The organism is Acidocella sp., assembly GCF_027352905.1.
Lineage (GTDB): Bacteria > Pseudomonadota > Alphaproteobacteria > Acetobacterales > Acetobacteraceae > Acidocella.
The window spans coordinates 53,337-68,545 of the sequence record NZ_DAIEIF010000013.1; the positions used below are offsets into that span (position 1 = coordinate 53,337).

Annotated in this window: 19 protein-coding genes and 1 tRNA gene; 6 read left to right on the forward strand and 14 right to left on the reverse strand. The window is 65.0% G+C overall.

What is annotated here, in order from left to right:
- Positions 1–50: 50 nt before the first annotated feature.
- Positions 51–734 carry a response regulator transcription factor gene (locus M7H45_RS01270; RefSeq protein WP_298213913.1) on the reverse strand — a complete coding sequence of 228 codons (684 nt, stop codon included), beginning with the start codon at positions 732–734 and terminating at the stop codon, positions 51–53.
- Positions 735–736: 2 nt separating this feature from the next.
- Positions 737–1,780 carry a S1C family serine protease gene (locus tag M7H45_RS01275; RefSeq protein ID WP_298213915.1) on the reverse strand — a complete coding sequence of 348 codons (1,044 nt, stop codon included), beginning with the start codon at positions 1,778–1,780 and terminating at the stop codon, positions 737–739.
- Positions 1,781–1,931: 151 nt separating this feature from the next.
- Between M7H45_RS01275 and M7H45_RS01280 the strand changes: the two genes are divergently transcribed.
- Together M7H45_RS01280 and M7H45_RS01285 are read left to right on the forward strand one after the other, a co-directional pair.
- Positions 1,932–2,270: a hypothetical protein gene (locus M7H45_RS01280; protein WP_298213917.1), complete on the forward strand. Its 339-nt coding sequence runs from the start codon at positions 1,932–1,934 to the stop codon at positions 2,268–2,270.
- Between the two features lie 3 nt (positions 2,271–2,273).
- Positions 2,274–2,675 (forward strand): hypothetical protein, encoded by a 402-nt coding sequence (locus tag M7H45_RS01285; protein WP_298213918.1) that lies wholly within the window; start codon positions 2,274–2,276, stop codon positions 2,673–2,675.
- Positions 2,676–2,710: 35 nt separating this feature from the next.
- On the opposite strand, the gene ppa is transcribed toward M7H45_RS01285, so the two are convergent.
- Positions 2,711–3,235, reverse strand: a complete 525-nt coding sequence (gene ppa / locus M7H45_RS01290) for an inorganic diphosphatase (RefSeq protein WP_298213920.1) — start codon at positions 3,233–3,235, stop codon at positions 2,711–2,713.
- Positions 3,236–3,360: 125 nt separating this feature from the next.
- On the opposite strand from ppa, the gene M7H45_RS01295 reads away from it, so the two are divergent.
- Positions 3,361–3,436 (forward strand) — tRNA-Ile (locus M7H45_RS01295).
- A 51-nt stretch (positions 3,437–3,487) separates the two neighbouring features.
- On the opposite strand, the gene M7H45_RS01300 is transcribed toward M7H45_RS01295, so the two are convergent.
- Positions 3,488–4,237 (reverse strand): sulfite exporter TauE/SafE family protein, encoded by a 750-nt coding sequence (locus M7H45_RS01300; RefSeq protein ID WP_298213922.1) that lies wholly within the window; start codon positions 4,235–4,237, stop codon positions 3,488–3,490.
- Positions 4,234–5,214 carry an adenosine kinase gene (locus tag M7H45_RS01305; protein ID WP_298213924.1) on the reverse strand — a complete coding sequence of 327 codons (981 nt, stop codon included), beginning with the start codon at positions 5,212–5,214 and terminating at the stop codon, positions 4,234–4,236. Before M7H45_RS01305 ends, M7H45_RS01300 begins: the two co-directional genes overlap by 4 nt.
- A gap of 273 nt (positions 5,215–5,487) precedes the next feature.
- On the opposite strand from M7H45_RS01305, the gene M7H45_RS01310 reads away from it, so the two are divergent.
- Positions 5,488–5,952, forward strand: a complete 465-nt coding sequence (locus M7H45_RS01310) for a polymer-forming cytoskeletal protein (protein WP_298213926.1) — start codon at positions 5,488–5,490, stop codon at positions 5,950–5,952.
- A 128-nt stretch (positions 5,953–6,080) separates the two neighbouring features.
- Here M7H45_RS01310 and M7H45_RS01315 read toward each other — a convergent pair whose 3' ends face one another.
- Genes M7H45_RS01315 through M7H45_RS01335 form a run of 5 tightly spaced genes read right to left on the reverse strand, consistent with a single transcriptional unit; the run spans position 6,081 to position 9,832 of the window.
- Positions 6,081–7,577 carry a Ppx/GppA family phosphatase gene (locus M7H45_RS01315; protein ID WP_298213928.1) on the reverse strand — a complete coding sequence of 499 codons (1,497 nt, stop codon included), beginning with the start codon at positions 7,575–7,577 and terminating at the stop codon, positions 6,081–6,083.
- A 10-nt stretch (positions 7,578–7,587) separates the two neighbouring features.
- Positions 7,588–8,040: a GNAT family N-acetyltransferase gene (locus tag M7H45_RS01320; RefSeq protein ID WP_298213930.1), complete on the reverse strand. Its 453-nt coding sequence runs from the start codon at positions 8,038–8,040 to the stop codon at positions 7,588–7,590.
- A complete protein-coding gene (gene tsaB, locus M7H45_RS01325) occupies positions 8,037–8,678 on the reverse strand; it encodes a tRNA (adenosine(37)-N6)-threonylcarbamoyltransferase complex dimerization subunit type 1 TsaB (RefSeq protein WP_298213932.1) in 642 nt (213 codons plus the stop codon). The genes M7H45_RS01320 and tsaB overlap by 4 nt, the downstream gene beginning before the upstream one ends.
- Positions 8,675–9,262, reverse strand: coding sequence for a malonic semialdehyde reductase (locus tag M7H45_RS01330; RefSeq protein ID WP_298213934.1), 588 nt, complete (start codon positions 9,260–9,262; stop codon positions 8,675–8,677). Before M7H45_RS01330 ends, tsaB begins: the two co-directional genes overlap by 4 nt.
- Before the next feature lie 15 nt (positions 9,263–9,277).
- The gene (locus M7H45_RS01335) at positions 9,278–9,832 is read right to left on the reverse strand and encodes a NifU family protein (RefSeq protein ID WP_298213936.1); all 555 of its coding nucleotides are present in this window, start codon (positions 9,830–9,832) and stop codon (positions 9,278–9,280) included.
- Positions 9,833–9,977: 145 nt separating this feature from the next.
- Here M7H45_RS01335 and M7H45_RS01340 point away from each other — a divergent pair, with 145 nt between their 5' ends.
- Complete coding sequence (locus M7H45_RS01340; protein WP_298213938.1) at positions 9,978–10,760, forward strand: class III extradiol ring-cleavage dioxygenase; 783 nt, start codon at positions 9,978–9,980, stop codon at positions 10,758–10,760.
- A gap of 11 nt (positions 10,761–10,771) precedes the next feature.
- Here the strand turns inward: M7H45_RS01340 and M7H45_RS01345 are convergent, their stop codons facing one another.
- The 4 genes from M7H45_RS01345 to M7H45_RS01360 form a co-directional block, all read right to left on the reverse strand.
- Positions 10,772–12,652: a potassium transporter Kup gene (locus M7H45_RS01345; RefSeq protein WP_298213940.1), complete on the reverse strand. Its 1,881-nt coding sequence runs from the start codon at positions 12,650–12,652 to the stop codon at positions 10,772–10,774.
- Between the two features lie 64 nt (positions 12,653–12,716).
- Positions 12,717–13,820 (reverse strand): murein transglycosylase A, encoded by a 1,104-nt coding sequence (locus M7H45_RS01350; protein WP_298213942.1) that lies wholly within the window; start codon positions 13,818–13,820, stop codon positions 12,717–12,719.
- 5 nt (positions 13,821–13,825) lie between these two features.
- The gene (locus M7H45_RS01355; RefSeq protein WP_298213944.1) at positions 13,826–14,512 is read right to left on the reverse strand and encodes a Tim44/TimA family putative adaptor protein; all 687 of its coding nucleotides are present in this window, start codon (positions 14,510–14,512) and stop codon (positions 13,826–13,828) included.
- Between the two features lie 6 nt (positions 14,513–14,518).
- On the reverse strand, positions 14,519–14,641 hold the full coding sequence (locus M7H45_RS01360) for a hypothetical protein (protein ID WP_298213946.1): 123 nt from the start codon (positions 14,639–14,641) through the stop codon (positions 14,519–14,521).
- On the opposite strand from M7H45_RS01360, the gene M7H45_RS01365 reads away from it, so the two are divergent.
- Entirely contained in the window at positions 14,640–15,194 is a 555-nt protein-coding gene (locus tag M7H45_RS01365) for a histidine phosphatase family protein (RefSeq protein ID WP_298213948.1), read from the forward strand. The genes M7H45_RS01360 and M7H45_RS01365 overlap by 2 nt on opposite strands.
- Positions 15,195–15,209 lie beyond the last annotated feature (15 nt).

Consider the following 15,209-nt stretch of genomic DNA (forward strand, 5'->3'; position numbering starts at 1 on the left):
TCCGCCTCACCGGACCCTGGCCGCTTATCATCATCGCGGCTATGCCGGGGTCATGCCTCTTCTGTCCGTAACATGTAACCCGCGTTGCGGACGGTATGCAGGAGAGGCGTCTCGAAGGGCTTGTCGATTTTCTGGCGCAGCCGCGAGATATGCACGTCGATCACATTGGTCTGCGGGTCGAAATGATAATCCCACACGCCTTCAAGTAGCATGGTGCGGGTGACGACCTGGCCGGCATGACGCATGAGATATTCGAGCAGGCGGAATTCCCGCGGCTGTAGATCGATTTTCTGAGTCCCACGCCGCACGGTGCGGGAAAGCAGGTCCATCTCCAAATCGCCGACCTGCAAGCGGGTGGCCGGACCATCGCTTTTGCCCCGCCGGGTCAGCGTCTCGACCCGGGCCAGCAGTTCGGCGAAAGCGAAGGGCTTGGTCAGGTAATCATCGCCACCCGCTTTCAGCCCTTTCACCCGGTCATCCACCTGGCCGAGCGCCGAAAGAAAGAGCACGGGCGTCGTGTTGTCCTGGCCGCGCAGGGTTTCCAGCAGGCGGAGCCCATCAATGCCGCCCGGAAGCATGCGATCGAGTATGATGGCGTCGAAATTCTCCGAGGCGGCGAGGAAGAGGCCGTCGCGTCCGTTATCGGCATGCTCCGCCGTGTGCCCGGCCTCGCGCAGCCCCTTCACCACGAAGCTGGCTACGTCCTTATCGTCCTCCACGACGAGTATCCGCATCTCTACTCCCCTATCTGCGACGGCCGGCGTCCGATGATAACCGGCACATTGGATATATGTGCATTTTCTTTTATCCCAAGGATCACCTTGCGCCCCGGGGGCATCGAGGCGATGGCCCCAGTGAGGGCGTCCGCGCCGGAAATGGGTTCGCCGTCCACCGTAAGTACGGTTTCCGACTGGGTGAGGCCGGCGCGGTCGGCCGGGCCGCCCGGCTCCAGCCCGGTGATCACCGCCCCTGCCTCGCCCCGGGGCGGGTCTGCGACAGAGACGCCGAGCCAGCCCCGCGCGAGTCCGCCATGGGCGATGAGCGCGGTCACGATGGGGGCGGCGCTATTGCTGGGGATGGCGAACCCGATTCCCACAGAACCGCCAGAAGGCGAAACGATGGCTGAATTTATGCCGATCACGCCGCCCGCCATGTTGAAAGCGGGGCCGCCGGAATTGCCCGGATTGAGTGGCGCGTCCAGCTGGAGGAAATGGTTGAACGGACCCTCGCCGATATCACGCCCCTCGGCTGAGATAATGCCGAGCGTGAAAGATGTGCCGAGCGCGAAAGGGTTGCCCGCCGCCAGCACCCAATCACCGACCTGCGCCGCGGCGGAATCGGCCCAGCGCGCCGGAGAAAGCTGATGACGTGGAGAAATTTTAATGACAGCGATATCCGTCAGGTCATCCGCTCCTACCAGCCGGGCGGTGTAGGTCTCGCCATCATCGAGGGTCACGGTGATTTTTGCGGCGCCGGCGATGACATGGTCGTTGGTGACGATCAGGCCCTCCCGGCTGATGATGAAGCCCGATCCCGCCGCCTCGGTCAGAGGAGGGGTTGTTTTGCCGCCGCGTAGGGGGGCATGCGCCGCACCGGACGCGCCAGACCCCTCCGTCACCGCGATTCCCACCACGCTCGGAGCCACCTGCTTGACCAAGGGCGCGAGGGAATGGGGGGCGCCCTCAAACAGGCTGAACTGGGCCAAAGCCGCCCTTGGAGAAGCGAGGGCCAGCCCCAGCACCCAACCCCATCGTCTTATGTTCCCGCTACCCCGTGTCATGAGCCGCGCCATGCCAGTCCCTGCCTGCCCATGCAAGCCGCCGCAGCTATGACGCAGCTGGGGGCTGACCGGCACAGGCGGAGTTGAAAACGCGGCGTTCAAGCACGATTTGTGCTAGCGACACACAACGGAACGGAACAGGAGGTTTGACATGCGTTCTAAACGCCTTGACCCATCGGCCATCGATGTCGACCAGCTGAAACGGGAGTTCGAGAAGATCCGCGAGCAACTTGGCGAGGCGGCGGGCAAGTTGGGCGGAAATGCTCATTCCATTCTCGACCAGATCAATGATTATCTCCACAGTGAAAGCCTTTCCTCACGCGTGTCCTTTTTAGAAGAGGAGTTCGGGGCGCTTGGGGCCAAGCTCAAAGGAACCGGAAAGGACGCGGTTGCCAAGCTGGAATCGGAGGTGAGCGCCAAGCCGCTGACGGCCCTTGCGGTCGCGTTCGGCGTGGGCCTGGTGGCCTCGGCCTTTATGCGGCGCTCTTAACCTATGAACCTTACCCGCCGCGCCGGGATGATCGGCAGAAATGTCGCGCTGTGGGTATTCATGGTGATGGCGGTGCTCACCATGGCGCTGGGAGCGCTCGGCTTTTTTGTCGCGGCGCTACTGTTCTGGTTGAGTGAGCATATTGGCCCGGCGGGAGCGACCGCCGTGGCAGGAGCAGTGCTGCTGCTGTTTGCGCTCGCGACGGGCATAATATCCTCCGTCGTGCTACGGCGGATGCGGGCCCGCCAGCCTAGTTTGGCGATGGAAGGCATGGGGGCGGTCAGCCTGGGGTTGCGGCTTGCCACCATGGCCATTCGCCGTGACCCGCGCAAGGCAGTGTTGGGCGCGTTGATCGCCGGAGCGATCGCGGAATATTTTGCCGGAAATGCCAAGCCAAAAGGGTAATACCGTCTCTTCCAGAGTGACGGTAACCCGTATGGTTACCGCCCGGCGCGGGCGAGACTCGCGGCGATGGCGGCCTCAGCGGCCGCCCGGTCGGCCCAGCCGATGACCTTAACCCATTTTCCCTTTTCCAAATCTTTGTAATGTTCGAAAAAATGCCGGATCACCTCGCGGGTGATCTCCGGCAGCTCGGCTACCTCGGTCACGCCCATATATTTGGGGTGGACTTTCTCATGGGGGACGCAGACGATTTTTTCGTCATGGCCGGATTCGTCTTCCATTTCCAGCATGCCAATGGGGCGGCAGCGCACGACCGCGCCGGGAACCACTGGGGCGGGAAGCAGCACAAGGGCGTCCGCCGGGTCGCCATCCTCGGCCAGAGTCCCCGGGATAAAGCCGTAGGCGGCGGGGTAGGTCATGGGAGTGAAAACCAGCCGATCCACTATCATTGCCCCGCTTGCCTTGTCGATTTCATATTTGACGGCGGAGCCGGCGGGAATTTCCACCACTACATTGATATCGCGGGGCACATCTTTGCCGGGGGCCAGCTTGCTCACGTCCATGGAAACACGTCTCCTGAAGAAAGGCTGGGGGCGTATAGCCCGGCATGGAGAGGCTGACCAGCCGTGCCCCCGTCCATGTCCGGCGATTGACGGGCGGCGTGGCGCGCTTAAAAGCTGGGCGGGCAGCGCTGGTAGCTCAATGGTTAGAGCGGACCGCTCATAACGGTTTGGTTGGGGGTTCGAGTCCCTCCCGGCGCACCAATAACTTGGCATGGGCCGATGCTTCCACCTGCGCGCCAGGAAGCTCCATGTTCAGCTCCGCATGAACATGGAGATGGTCAGCGCCACCCCGATTGCGGTGACGACGATGCGCAGGATCTTCTCCGGCACATAGCGCAGGATGAGCACCCCCATCTGGCCGCCTGCGATCGCCGTGACGCCCAGCACCAAGATGAGCAGCCAATGCTGCTGGCTCTCGATGAGGAAGATGACGACCGCCGCGACATTCACCACCCCCGCCAGCACGTTCTTGGTGGCGCTTGCATGGCGCACGGAAAGTCCGACGGCGGTGAGCGCCGCCACCATCAAAATGCCGATGCCGCCGCCGAAATACCCGCCATAAATCGCGATGATGAATTGTAACACCACTGCGGCGCGCGGGGAAATGGGGGGCGGCGCGTCCTCCGCCAATGGTTTGCGGAAGAAACTGCCCCAGACGAACACCGCCGTGGCGAAGAGAATCAGCCAGGGGACCAAATGCGTGAACACGCTGACCGGAGTGGCCAGGAGCAGCACCGCGCCGATCGCGCCGCCAATGACGCTGACAATGAACAGGACTCGCAGCGACAGGCCCGCCGCCCCCTCCGCCATGCTCCGCCCCGTCCAGCCCGTGGTGGCCTGGCCAGGAAACAGGGCGATGGTGGAGGCGATGTTGGCGGCGCGCGGGTCGAGCCCCGCGAACATCAGGGCGGGAAAGGTTAGAAAGGAGCCGCCGCCCGCGACCGCGTTTTGCGCCCCGGCGATGAACCCGGCGAGGCCCAGCAGAATAAGTTGAAGAGTCATTGCCGCAGTTCCGCGAGTTCCTGGGCGGAGGGGCGGGCGCCGATACGCGAAATGGTGAGAGCGGCGGCCCTGGCGCCTAGGCGCCCCGCCGCCTCCAGCCCTTCCCCCCTGGTATGGGCGGCGAGAAAACCGGCGGCGTAGGCGTCGCCCGCGCCGGTGCTGTCCACCACCTCGGTGGGCAAGGCGGGAATGGCGATTCGCTGGCTGTTATGGAGAATGAGACTACCAGCCTCGCTGCGGGTGAGGATGGCGAGCGGAACGTCTCGCGCGGCGCAGGCCGCCGCCGCCTCGAACTCGCCGGTCTCGTACAGGCTGCAAATCTCCACTTCATTGGCGAAGAGAATGTCGATTCCTTCCGCGATCAGCCGGCGGAAGCCGTCCCGGTGGCGGTCAACGCAAAACGGGTCGGAGAGAGAGAGCGCCGTCTGCCGCCCGGCCGCGCGGGCCATGCGCGCCGCCTCCATGAAGGCCGACTGCGCCGCGGGCGGATCGAACAGGTAACCCTCTAGATATGTGACCTGGGAGGCGGCGATGACGGTTTCGTCCAAATCGTGCAGTGCGAATTCTCCTCCCGCGCCGAGATAGGTATTCATCGTGCGCTGCCCATCCGGGGTGACAAAGATCAGGCAGCGGGCGGTGGGCACCGGCGCCTGTAATGGCGGGGTGGGAAAGTGCACGCCCATGGCGGCGATTTCCCGGCGGAACACTTCACCCATCTCATCATCGGCCACCTTGCCGAGAAACGCGACCTTGGCCCCCAGCGCAGCCGCCACGGCGCAGCTATTGGCGACGGAGCCGCCCGCAGCGGTGACGCCGCCGCTCATCATTCCGGTGAGGCGGGTCGCGCTATCAGCATCAATGAGCGCCATCGCGCCCTTGCGCATGTCATGGCGGCTTAAAAATGCGTCATCCGCCGGACATAAATAATCGACGATGGCGTTGCCGATACCGGTAAGATCGAACTGCGTGGCGGCCATGTTCCGTGAACTCCTGCGGATTACCAAGGGCGGTTAGCACCCGCCGCCGGGGCGGGGCAAATTCGCGGATGCGGTTGTTCCCCTTAGGGCCTCATGCTAGCCCTGCCGCGTCAAGACGAGCCAGATGGAGGTTCCGTGTTCAATAAACGCAAGTCGGAAGAGCCGAAACCGGCCGGGAGCGACATTCCGGCCGAGAGAGAGGCCGAACCCTCGAAGACGGACCCGCCTCCCGCCCCCCAATCTTTTCCACCTCCCAGCTTCAAGGATGCTTCCATGGCCCGTTCGCCCTTCGCCCCGCCGCCTACCACCCCCGCCACGCCCCTCACCCCCCCGCCGCCGCGCGCGGTGATACCTACCACATCCCCGCGCGAGGCAGCCGAGCACCAGCGCCGTACCCTGGTGGTGGGACGTGGCATTTCCGTGCAAGGCACCGTGCAGGACGCCGAGCGGCTGGTGGTGGAGGGCACGATGGAGGCCGGCGCGATCAACGGCTTGATCGAGCTTGCGATTTCTCCCGGAGGTATGTTCAAGGGCGAGGTCGAGGTGGACGACGCCGAGATCGCCGGGACGGTGGACGGTACCGTGATCGCCCGGGGAACGCTGATCGTGCGCGCGACCGGCCGGGTGCTGGGCACGGCGCGCTGCCGGCGCTTGCAGGTGGAGGATGGCGGCCAGATCACCGGCCGGATCGAAATGCTGACCGGGGATGGCGCTCCGGCCCCGCGCGCCGAGAATTGACCTGGCGCTGTGCTCTTCAGCCTTGTTGAGAGGGTTTTCCGCTCAGGTCGGTCCATGGAAAATGCTCTAACGATTTGTCTGCACAAGCAATTTATCCGATCAAATGATTCATTTGATCGGATGTTGCTCTAGCGCAGCACGGCCTCGGCCTCGCGTCCCAACATCAGGGCAAGGCGCTCCAGCCGCCGCAGTACCGCCTCGCCGGCGAAGACTCCGTTCGCCGCTTCCAGGCCGAGCACCAGCCGTCCAGGGGGCAGCGCCAGGGTTGTGCCCGCCAGGAGATGAGGCGTGCCCGCCGAGAGCGTGTATGCGAGGCGCAGCGCCGCGCCCAGCGTCTCGCCGCGCCGCGCCGCCTGCATCTCCAGCAAGGCCCGCGCCGGAGCCAGAAACGGCGCCTCGGCCGGGGCCTCGTAGCGGATCGCCGTCGTCAGCGCGAGAAAGGCGCGAGCGTGATGGTCGAGACTCATTCCCGCCTGCCGCAGCACCCGCATGAAGGCTTGCTCGGCGCGGTATTCCGGGTGTTCATGGACGCCGATATCCGAGAGCCAGCAGGCGGCCTCGCGCAGGCGGGATTGGGCCGGGCTTTCGCCGGGAAAGAGCGGTGCCGTCCAGGCCATGAGAGCTGGAGGCAGGCCGGGATCGCGGAGCATGCCCCTCACGAGATCGCGCGAGGCGGCGAGGAGCGGGTCCTGAGCGCGGATCTCCGGCGGCAGAGAGCGGGCGAACCAGCCCTCCCGCAGCCCATTGGCGGAGAACACCACCCGCGCCGCGCCCGTGGCGCGCAGCAGCCGGCGCAGGATGACCGCCGCATAGGGCAGGTCCTCGATGCGGCGGCGCGGCACGCCCGGCATGCGTTCGATGAGCCTGCGCCCGCCCTCGCTCAGCACCCCGGCGAGGTCGCGCGCCTCCTCCCGGTTGATTGTGTAATGATGGACGATATTGAGAGGATAGCCGGTCTGGGCGATGTGGATGCGGGCGAGCGCCCGGAAGGCGCCGCCGGACAGGTAAAGGTCTTTCCCCGCCGCTTCCGCCGCGTAGGGAACGCTGGCAAGCGCCTCGATCATCAAAGCTCGCGCCTTGGCGATGTCTTGCCCGGCGCGCTCGGCGAGGCGGATCACCCCCACTGGCAGTGTGGTTGCTGCGCCGACCCGGCCCGCCTCCAGCCGGATGAGTTCTAGCGAGCCGCCGCCCAGATCGGCGAGAATGCCATCCGCCCCGGGGATGCCGCAGAGCACGCCCTCGGCGGAGAGTTCGGCTTCCTGGGCGCCGGAGAGGATGGTGATGCGCAATTCCGGCAAACGTTCCGCCATCGTTCGCACGAATTCGGCGCCATTGACGGCATCGCGCACGGCCGAGGTCGCCAGCACGTCGCAGGGAGTGGCGCCCATAGCGCGGGCAATGGCGGCGTAGCGGTGCAGCACGGTTTCCGCTTGGGCCAGAGCCTCCTCGCTCAGCCGCCCGGTGCTCGTCATGCCCTTGGCCAGGCGCAGCACGGCTTTCTCGTTGAAGATCTGAAGGGGATTGCGCAGCGCGCCCTCGTAGATGACCAGCCGGACCGAGTTGGAGCCGAGATCGACCACCGCGCGGCGGGAGGCGGGCTGGGAATGTAATGGAGAAGGGGTCATGAATCCTGCTTCACTGATCTTCTGAGCTGCGGGAAGGGTCGAGTTCGCGGCGTAGGATAAGAGCGTCGCCGCCATCGGCATAATAATGGCGGCGCTCCCCCGCGCGGGTAAACCCAAAACAGGCATAGAGCGCCCGCGCCGCCGCGTTGGTGGCGGCAACCTCTAAAAAAATCCGCTTCACCCCTGCCGCGCCCAGCCGGTGCAATGCCTCGCCGAGCAGGGCGGCGCCGATGCCCTGGCGGGGCGTTACCGCGCCGAGGGTGAGGATTTCCGCCTCGTCCAGTATTTGCCGCGCCAGCAGAAACCCGCCTTTCTCATGAACCAGCCCCAGCGTGCCCGGCTGGCCGAGCAGGGCGAGAAACGCAGCCGCGTCCCATGGCTCAGCCGGAAACAGCGCCGCGTGCATAGCCGCCAATGCCGCCGCGTGGGCCGGCCCGGCCTGGTGGAGGAGCCCGCCGCTCATCCCGGCGGCGGGCGCAGGCCCGCAGCAGGCAGTTTTGCCTCCGGCGGCTCGAGGTAGAGCGGCAATGGTGGTGCCGGAGCGCGCTTGGCGGCGATTTCCGCCAGTGCCGCGCGGCCCACCCAGGCGGGGTCGGCGCGGCGGGCATCGCTCAGCAGCACGTCCGCGCCCCGTGCCGCCAGTATCGCCGCCGCGAGCGGGGCCTCATCCCCAGCGAGGGCGATGGGCCGGGCCGGCATAGGCAGGGCGGTGTCGGCCCAGGCTTCCGCCTGGCCCGCTCGCAGGAGAAAGAGCCGCCCGCGCCGGGCGCGCAGAACCACCCAGAGCGCGCGGCCCGCAAAGGTCAAGCCCTGAGCATAGGCATCCGCCGCCGGGATACCTCGGAGCGGCAAACCGAGCGCGGCGGCGAAGCCCTGGGCCAACGCGATGGATGTGCGCAACCCGGTGAAACTGCCAGGCCCGGTGCAGACGGCCAGGTTGGTGGGGACGTGTTCCGCCACCGCCTCGCGCAGCAAGAGCGGCAAGGTCTCGATCAACCCCGGTTGCAACGGCGCGCTCCAACGTCCGAGGGTCGCGCCTTCCGCCGCCAGCACCGCCAGCCCCGCGCGGGGACCCGAAGCGTCGAGAGCGAGCAGGGTCACGCGAAATCAGCCGCCTCGGCAAATGTCAGGCGGGGCAGGCGGGGCGGCAATACCTCATCGGCGGCGGGATGGCCGAGATTGATGAGAAAATTGGATTTCCAGCCCTTTTGAATGAAAAAGGCGCGATCGAGCCGGGCACGGTCAAACCCTGACATTGGCCCGGTAGCGAGTCCCGCCGCCCGCGCCGCGAGCAGGAGATATGCCCCTTGAAGTGAGGAGTTGCGCATGGCGGTTTCCTCCGCCAGGTCGGGATTGCCGGTGAACCAAGGCTTCAGCTCGGCGGACGGATAGAGTTCCGGCAATTTGAGATAGAAATGCGGATCGTAAGCGACGATAGCGGTGACCGGCGCCGCCATCACCGGCTCGATATTGCCGCCGGACAGGCAGGGGCGCAGCGCCTCCTTACCCTCGGGGCTGCGGATGAACAGAAACCGCGCGGGCGAGCAGTTCCCCGAGGTCGGCCCGAGCTTCGCCAGATCATAGACCGCGCGCAGCGTGTCCTCGGCGACCGGCGCGGGGCTGAAGCGGGCATGGGTGCGCGCCGCGCGGAACAAGATGTCCAGCGCCACCTCGTCCAGAACCATCTCGCCTCCTTCCGGTTACGCCGCCTGTGTAACCGAGGTGACCTCCGGAATATAGTGTTTCAGCATGGTCTCGATGCCATGCTTGAGTGTGGCGGTGGAGGAGGGGCAGCCCGCGCAGGCGCCCTGCATTCGCAGTTGGACAACGCCGTCACGATATCCGCGGAAAATGATGTCGCCGCCATCGCCCGCCACGGCGGGGCGGATGCGGGTATCGAGCAAATCCTTGATTTGCGCGGCGATTTCCCGGTCAGCCGGGTCGACATCCTCCTCCACCAAGGCCACGCCCTCGCGCAGGATCGGCCTGCCCGCCACAAGATGTTCCATCAAAAGTCCCAGCACCTGGGGTTTCAAGGCCGCCCAGGAGGCGTCCTCGCTTTTGGTGATGGTGATGAAATCCCCACCGAGAAAGACGCGGATGACGCCTTCAAGCCCGAACAGCGCCTCCGCCAGCGGGGAGATTAGCGCCGCGTCGGCGTCTGGGAAATCCGCCGTCTTGTCGCCTAATATAACTTGACCGGGGAGAAATTTGAGGGTGGCCGGGTTGGGTGTGGCTTCGGTTTCGATAAACATTGCCGTTCCTTATCCGCGAAAGCGAACTGAGTTTGTCCTGAATATTATCCGTAAATTGGCGGTTTTTGCTCTCCTGGCAAGGCCAGAATGACAAGGCCGGATTGCGCCGCTTGCTCCGCCGGACGAAGCCGCGCAGAATTCCGCTATGCTGCCCACAGTTTTCATCAGCCATGGATCGCCCATGACCATCGCCGAGGATAGCCCGGCCCGGCGCTTTCTGGAAAGCCTGGGCGGGTTGCTTCCCCGGCCTGCGGCGATTCTCTCGGTCTCGGCCCATTGGGAAACCGAGGCGCCGATGGTGAGTGACCCGCCCGAAAACCAGACGATCCATGATTTTTACGGCTTTCCCCAGCCGCTTTATGCTTTGCGCTACACTCCGCCCGTGGCGCATGGGCTGGCGGCGCGCGTGGCGGCGCTGCTGGCAGGGGCCGGGTTGCCCTGCAAAATGGATAAAACAAGAGGACTCGACCATGGCAGCTGGGTGCCGCTGATGCTGGCCTATCCCGCTGCCGAAATCCCAGTAATTCAACTCTCGGTCCAGACGCAGCTTGGTGCGGCGCATCATCTGGCGCTGGGCGCGGCGTTGGGGCCTCTGCGCGCGGAGAGCGTGCTCGTGCTCGGCACTGGCAGCTTCACCCATGACCTGCGCCGGTTCCGGGCCGGGCGGCTGGCGGCTGACGCGGCGGAAACGCCGGATGTAACCCAATTCAGCCAATGGATGGACGAGAAGATCATGGCCGGGGATGTGGCGGCGCTCGCTTCGTATCGCCGCCTGGCTCCCTATGCCATGGCCCAGCACCCGAGCGAGGAACATTTGTTGCCGCTGCACGTGGCTCTGGCGGCGGCCGGGCCGGGCGCGCCAGCGCGCCGGCTTCACAGCTCGGTTGAGTATGGATTTCTTCGCATGGATGCCTATGCTTTCGGCTGATGCCGCAGGCGTCAGATGGCGATACGCACCCCGAGTTCGACTACGCGATCCGAGGGGATGCGGAAAAATTCCGTGGCGGAAATTGAATTGCGGGTCATGAACAGGAAAAGCCAGCGGCGGAGGAAACGCAGCTTGGGTACGGCCGCCGGCACGACCGTCTCCCGCCCGACGAAATAGCTCGTCTGCATCGGCTTGAATTCGATGCCTTGGGCATTGAGGCTCTCAAGCGCGCGCGGCACGTTGGGGCTCTCCATAAACCCATAATAGAGCGCAACTTTGTAGATGCCAGGCGCGGCTTGATCGACCCGGACACGCTCGCCGGGCGCGGCCTGGGGGATGTCCAGGTTACGAACCGTGACGAAGAATACCTGCTCGTGCAGCACCTTATTGTGCTTGAGGTTATGAAGAAGCGCGTTGGGCACGAAATCCAGATTGCCGGTGAGAAATACCGCCGTGCCCGGAACCCGCACGATGCGCGACTGGGGCAGCCGCGCCAGGAAAGTGGAAAGTGGCAGGCTGTCCTGCTGCCATCGCGCCAGGAGAAGCTGGCGGCCGCGCCGCCAAGTTGTCATGATGAAGATGATGGACAGGCCGATAACCAGCGGTACCCAGCCGCCCTCGATGATTTTGAGGGAGTTGGCGGCGAAGAAGGCGAAGTCTACCAGACCGATCGCGCCGAACAGCGCAATGGTGGCGGGCCGGGACCAGCCGAATTGCCGGCGGTAGACGAAGGCAGCGAGGGTGTTGTCACACAGGAAGGTGCCGGTGACGGCTATGCCATAGGCCGAGGCCAGGGCACCGGATGATTTGAAGGCCAGCACGAGCAACAGAACACCTGCCGCGAGGATGGTGTTGACCTGCGGGACGTAAATCTGCCCTTGCTCCGTTTCGCTGGTATGGCGCACCTCCATACGCGGCAGCAGGCCGAGTTGGACGCACATGCGAGAGACTGAAAAGGCTCCGGTGATGACCGCCTGGCTGGCGATGACTGTGGCAAATGTCGCCAGGATGATCAACGGCACCTGAAGAACATGGGGGGCGAGATGGTAAAACGGGTTGCTCGCGGCATGAGGATGGGCGATGACCAGGGCGCCCTGGCCGTAATAATTGAGGAGGAGGCAGGGCAGCACAAAGAATACCCATGAGACGCGGATCGGCCGCCGGCCGAAATGGCTCATATCGGCATAGAGCGCTTCCGCCCCCGTCACCGCCAGCACCACAGCGCCCAAGGCGAGGAAGGCGATTTTCTCATGACGGGCAATGAAGGTAACGCCGAAATAAGGGTTGAGGGCGATGAGAACGCCAGGATGCTGGACGATCTGAGCCAGCCCCAGAAGGCCGAGGCAGAGAAACCAGAGCGCCATCACGGGGCCGAAGGCGCGCCCAACCTTGGCGGTGCCGTGGCGTTGCACCAGGAACAATCCGATGATGACGGCGATGGCGATGGGGAGCACCACCTCGCTCAGGCTGGGGGCGACGACTTCGATTCCCTCAACAGCTGAAAGAATAGAGACAGCGGGGGTGATGACACCGTCACCAAAGAATAATCCGGCGCCGATAATACCGATGAGACCTACCGCCCGGCGTGTCTGGTCGTTGCGGGCGACCCGGCTGGCCAGTGCCATGAGCGACAGCGTGCCGCCCTCGCCGTCATTATCCGCCCGCATGATAATGATGACGTATTTGATGGTGACGGTGATGGCGAGCGCCCAGGTGATGAGCGATATGATGCCCAGCACGTCTTCGGCCACCAGCTTCGGCCCGTTGAAATAAGAGATCGCGGTTTGCAGCGCGTAGAGCGGGCTGGTGCCGATATCGCCGTAAACGACGCCCAGGACGCCGATGAGAATGGCAGGCCGAAGTTTTTCGGCGTTGCCAGATTGCGTGCTCATTGGGGGTTCCCTTCGCCTCCTTTGGCGGGCTGTAATGGTTTACCCCTGCGCCGACAAGCGGGACTCAAGCGGCGGGCCTGGGTTGCCGGGGGAGCAATAAATAGAGCTGCCCCGGCTGGCGCATGGAGCCGGCAGTTTGTTCGGCATCCGGCCCGGCGCCAAAAAAAATATCGGCCCGGTTCGCGCCGCGAATGCCGCCGCCCGTATCCTGGGCGACAGTGAGGAGATTGAGCGGCGCCCCGGTCACCGGGTCGCTGGTGGCGACAAAAAGCGGCGCGCCCAGCGGCAGCACGGTTTTGTCCACCGCCGTTGACCGCTCCGCCGTGAGTGGCGCGCCGAGTGTGCCGGGCGCTCCCTCATCCTCTGGCAAATAGCCGAGAGGGCGTAAATAAACATAGCGGGCGTTCTGCTCCATCACGTCCCGCGCCTGGTCTGGGTGCGAATTCAGCCAGGCCGAGATGCTTTGATAGCTGACATTGTCCGGCTGGAGCGCGCCCATTTGCACGAGAACCCGCCCGATTGGGGTGTAGGGCTGGCCATTCTGTCCATCGAAGCCGACCCGAAGGACGTTGCCGTTAGGCAGGACGATACGCCCGGCTCCCTGGATTTGCAGCATGAAGGCATCGACTGGGTTGGTGACATAGGCTGTGACCGGAGCTTGGCGGTTGAGGGCTCCCGCGTCGATGGCGGAGCGCGGCAAATTGGCGAGGGAGGCAATGGGCGGTTTGGCGAAGAGCGGTACGGTATAGCCCCGGCTTTCATTGCGGGAGCCCGGAACCTCCGGCTCGAAATAGCCGGTGACGAGCGCCTGGCCGGGAAGGGCATAGGCATCGAACCAGCTCTCAAAGAACTGGCGGGCGGCGGGCTGGTCGTTGGGGGCGATCGCCAGGGCGGCGGTGCAGGCGGGTTGCCACAGCCCGGCCTGGCCCGCGCGCTCTTGCGCCAGGCCAGCGCCGCCGAGGGGTGTGTCCGGCGGCATGTGGAGAATGATTTTGCAACTGGTGACGAAGCTGCGCAGCGCGGCGGCGGCATCATCCTGCTGCCAGCCCGGCAGGCTGGCGATGGGGATTTCCCGCCCCGGAGGCGCGTTGGGGCCGTTTTCAGGCTGCTGGGTGGCGCAAGCGGCGAGTGCCAGGGCGGCGGCAAGCGCGAAAAGGCGGCGGCGCATTGGCTTCAGCCGCTGCGCGCCGCGGATAGGCGCCAGACCGGGTCCGCGCCACGCAGATTGCGCTCGAAGGTCCACAGATCGGAGAGGTCAGTCTCTTCTTCGCTGCCGGGGATGGTGGAGCCGCTGGCATCCAGCCGGGCATGCTTCTGCGCTGAGACGAAACGCACCACGATGCCCGCGACGTCGCCGGCGATTTGCGCGTCCTCAATACCGGCGGAAAGAATGGATTTGATTTCGGTGCGCTGGCGTTCCCCCGCTGCCTCGCGCGCCGCGATAGCCGCCTCGAAGGTCTGGTAAACATGGGGGGAGAGCAGGGCTCGCAGGGTCGCCCGGTCGCCATCGGCGAAGGCGGTGACGATTTTGCGGAAATTTTCCTCCGCTTGGGCGAGAAATAACGGCGGATCGAATTGGGGATCGCGGTTGACGATTTGCATGAGACGCTGGCCGAGCTCCGAGCGCGGGTCCGGCACCGAACGGCCCGCGGGGGGGAGCGGCAATGCCTGCCCCTCGATGACCGGGGCCTGGGGCGCGGGATTCCTGCCCGGAGGCGCGGATACAGGCGGTTTTTCAAACCCGATGCGCTTGCCCAGAACCGAGCGCAGGCGGAGCGCGAGAAACACGGCTATGCCTGCGAGGATCACCAGTATGACGGGAAAGCCGCCGAGCGATTGGAGAATATTATCGGACACCATTACCCTCTATGAGACCGCCACCATACTGGCGCGGCCCGGCGGCGCGGGCAAGCCGGAGTTGGCGGCGCCGCCGACATATGGTGCAATGGAGTGGCCCGCCAGGCTGGGCAGGATTAAAGGACCGTTCATGTTTCTGCTCCGCCACGGGCAAAGTTATTTTAACTTGCACTTCACCGAGACGCGGCGCGACCCTGGAATTGAGGACCCCGAATTAACCCCGCTGGGCCATGAACAGGCGCGGGCGGCGGCGGCGGCGCTGGCTGACAAGGGCATTCGGCGCGTTATCGTCTCACCTTATACGCGGGCGCTGCAGACCGCCCAGCCTTTTATGGATCTGCCCGGCGTGACGATGGAAGTGATGCATGAGGTGCGGGAGCGCACCGCCTTTGCTTGCGATGTCGGCAGCGCCCCGGCTTTGCTGGCCGGGCGGTTTCCACAACATGAATTCGGGCATTTGCCAGAGCGCTGGTGGCATGAGGGAGTCGAAAGCGAGGCCGCTGTCATCGCCCGCGCCGACGCGTTCCGGACCATGATGGCCGCCCGTAAGGATGAAGAACGGACCCTGCTGGTGAGCCATTGGGGTTTTATTCTGGCGATGACCGGCGAATCGCTGCAAAATGGCCAGTGGATGGATTTCGATCCGGCGCGAGGGCGGCCGGAACGGATCAGCTGGCGGCACTGAAGGAGAAGGGCGTCG

Bases quoted from the DNA above. Each gene is read 5' to 3' on its own strand.
- M7H45_RS01335 (WP_298213936.1), bottom strand. From the start codon at position 9,832: ATGTTTATCGAAACCGAAGCCACACCCAACCCGGCCACCCTCAAATTT.
- M7H45_RS01270 (WP_298213913.1), bottom strand. From the start codon at position 734: ATGCGGATACTCGTCGTGGAGGACGATAAGGACGTAGCCAGCTTCGTG.
- M7H45_RS01345 (WP_298213940.1), bottom strand. From the start codon at position 12,652: ATGAGCACGCAATCTGGCAACGCCGAAAAACTTCGGCCTGCCATTCTC.
- M7H45_RS01365 (WP_298213948.1), top strand. From the start codon at position 14,640: ATGTTTCTGCTCCGCCACGGGCAAAGTTATTTTAACTTGCACTTCACC.
- M7H45_RS01340 (WP_298213938.1), top strand. From the start codon at position 9,978: ATGCTGCCCACAGTTTTCATCAGCCATGGATCGCCCATGACCATCGCC.
- M7H45_RS01305 (WP_298213924.1), bottom strand. From the start codon at position 5,214: ATGGCCGCCACGCAGTTCGATCTTACCGGTATCGGCAACGCCATCGTC.
- M7H45_RS01320 (WP_298213930.1), bottom strand. From the start codon at position 8,040: ATGAGCGGCGGGCTCCTCCACCAGGCCGGGCCGGCCCACGCGGCGGCA.
- ppa (WP_298213920.1), bottom strand. From the start codon at position 3,235: ATGGACGTGAGCAAGCTGGCCCCCGGCAAAGATGTGCCCCGCGATATC.
- M7H45_RS01350 (WP_298213942.1), bottom strand. From the start codon at position 13,820: ATGCGCCGCCGCCTTTTCGCGCTTGCCGCCGCCCTGGCACTCGCCGCT.
- M7H45_RS01285 (WP_298213918.1), top strand. From the start codon at position 2,274: ATGAACCTTACCCGCCGCGCCGGGATGATCGGCAGAAATGTCGCGCTG.
- M7H45_RS01330 (WP_298213934.1), bottom strand. From the start codon at position 9,262: ATGGTTCTGGACGAGGTGGCGCTGGACATCTTGTTCCGCGCGGCGCGC.
- M7H45_RS01310 (WP_298213926.1), top strand. From the start codon at position 5,488: ATGGCCCGTTCGCCCTTCGCCCCGCCGCCTACCACCCCCGCCACGCCC.
- M7H45_RS01300 (WP_298213922.1), bottom strand. From the start codon at position 4,237: ATGACTCTTCAACTTATTCTGCTGGGCCTCGCCGGGTTCATCGCCGGG.
- M7H45_RS01275 (WP_298213915.1), bottom strand. From the start codon at position 1,780: ATGACACGGGGTAGCGGGAACATAAGACGATGGGGTTGGGTGCTGGGG.
- M7H45_RS01280 (WP_298213917.1), top strand. From the start codon at position 1,932: ATGCGTTCTAAACGCCTTGACCCATCGGCCATCGATGTCGACCAGCTG.
- M7H45_RS01360 (WP_298213946.1), bottom strand. From the start codon at position 14,641: ATGAACGGTCCTTTAATCCTGCCCAGCCTGGCGGGCCACTCCATTGCA.
- M7H45_RS01315 (WP_298213928.1), bottom strand. From the start codon at position 7,577: ATGACCCCTTCTCCATTACATTCCCAGCCCGCCTCCCGCCGCGCGGTG.
- M7H45_RS01355 (WP_298213944.1), bottom strand. From the start codon at position 14,512: ATGGTGTCCGATAATATTCTCCAATCGCTCGGCGGCTTTCCCGTCATA.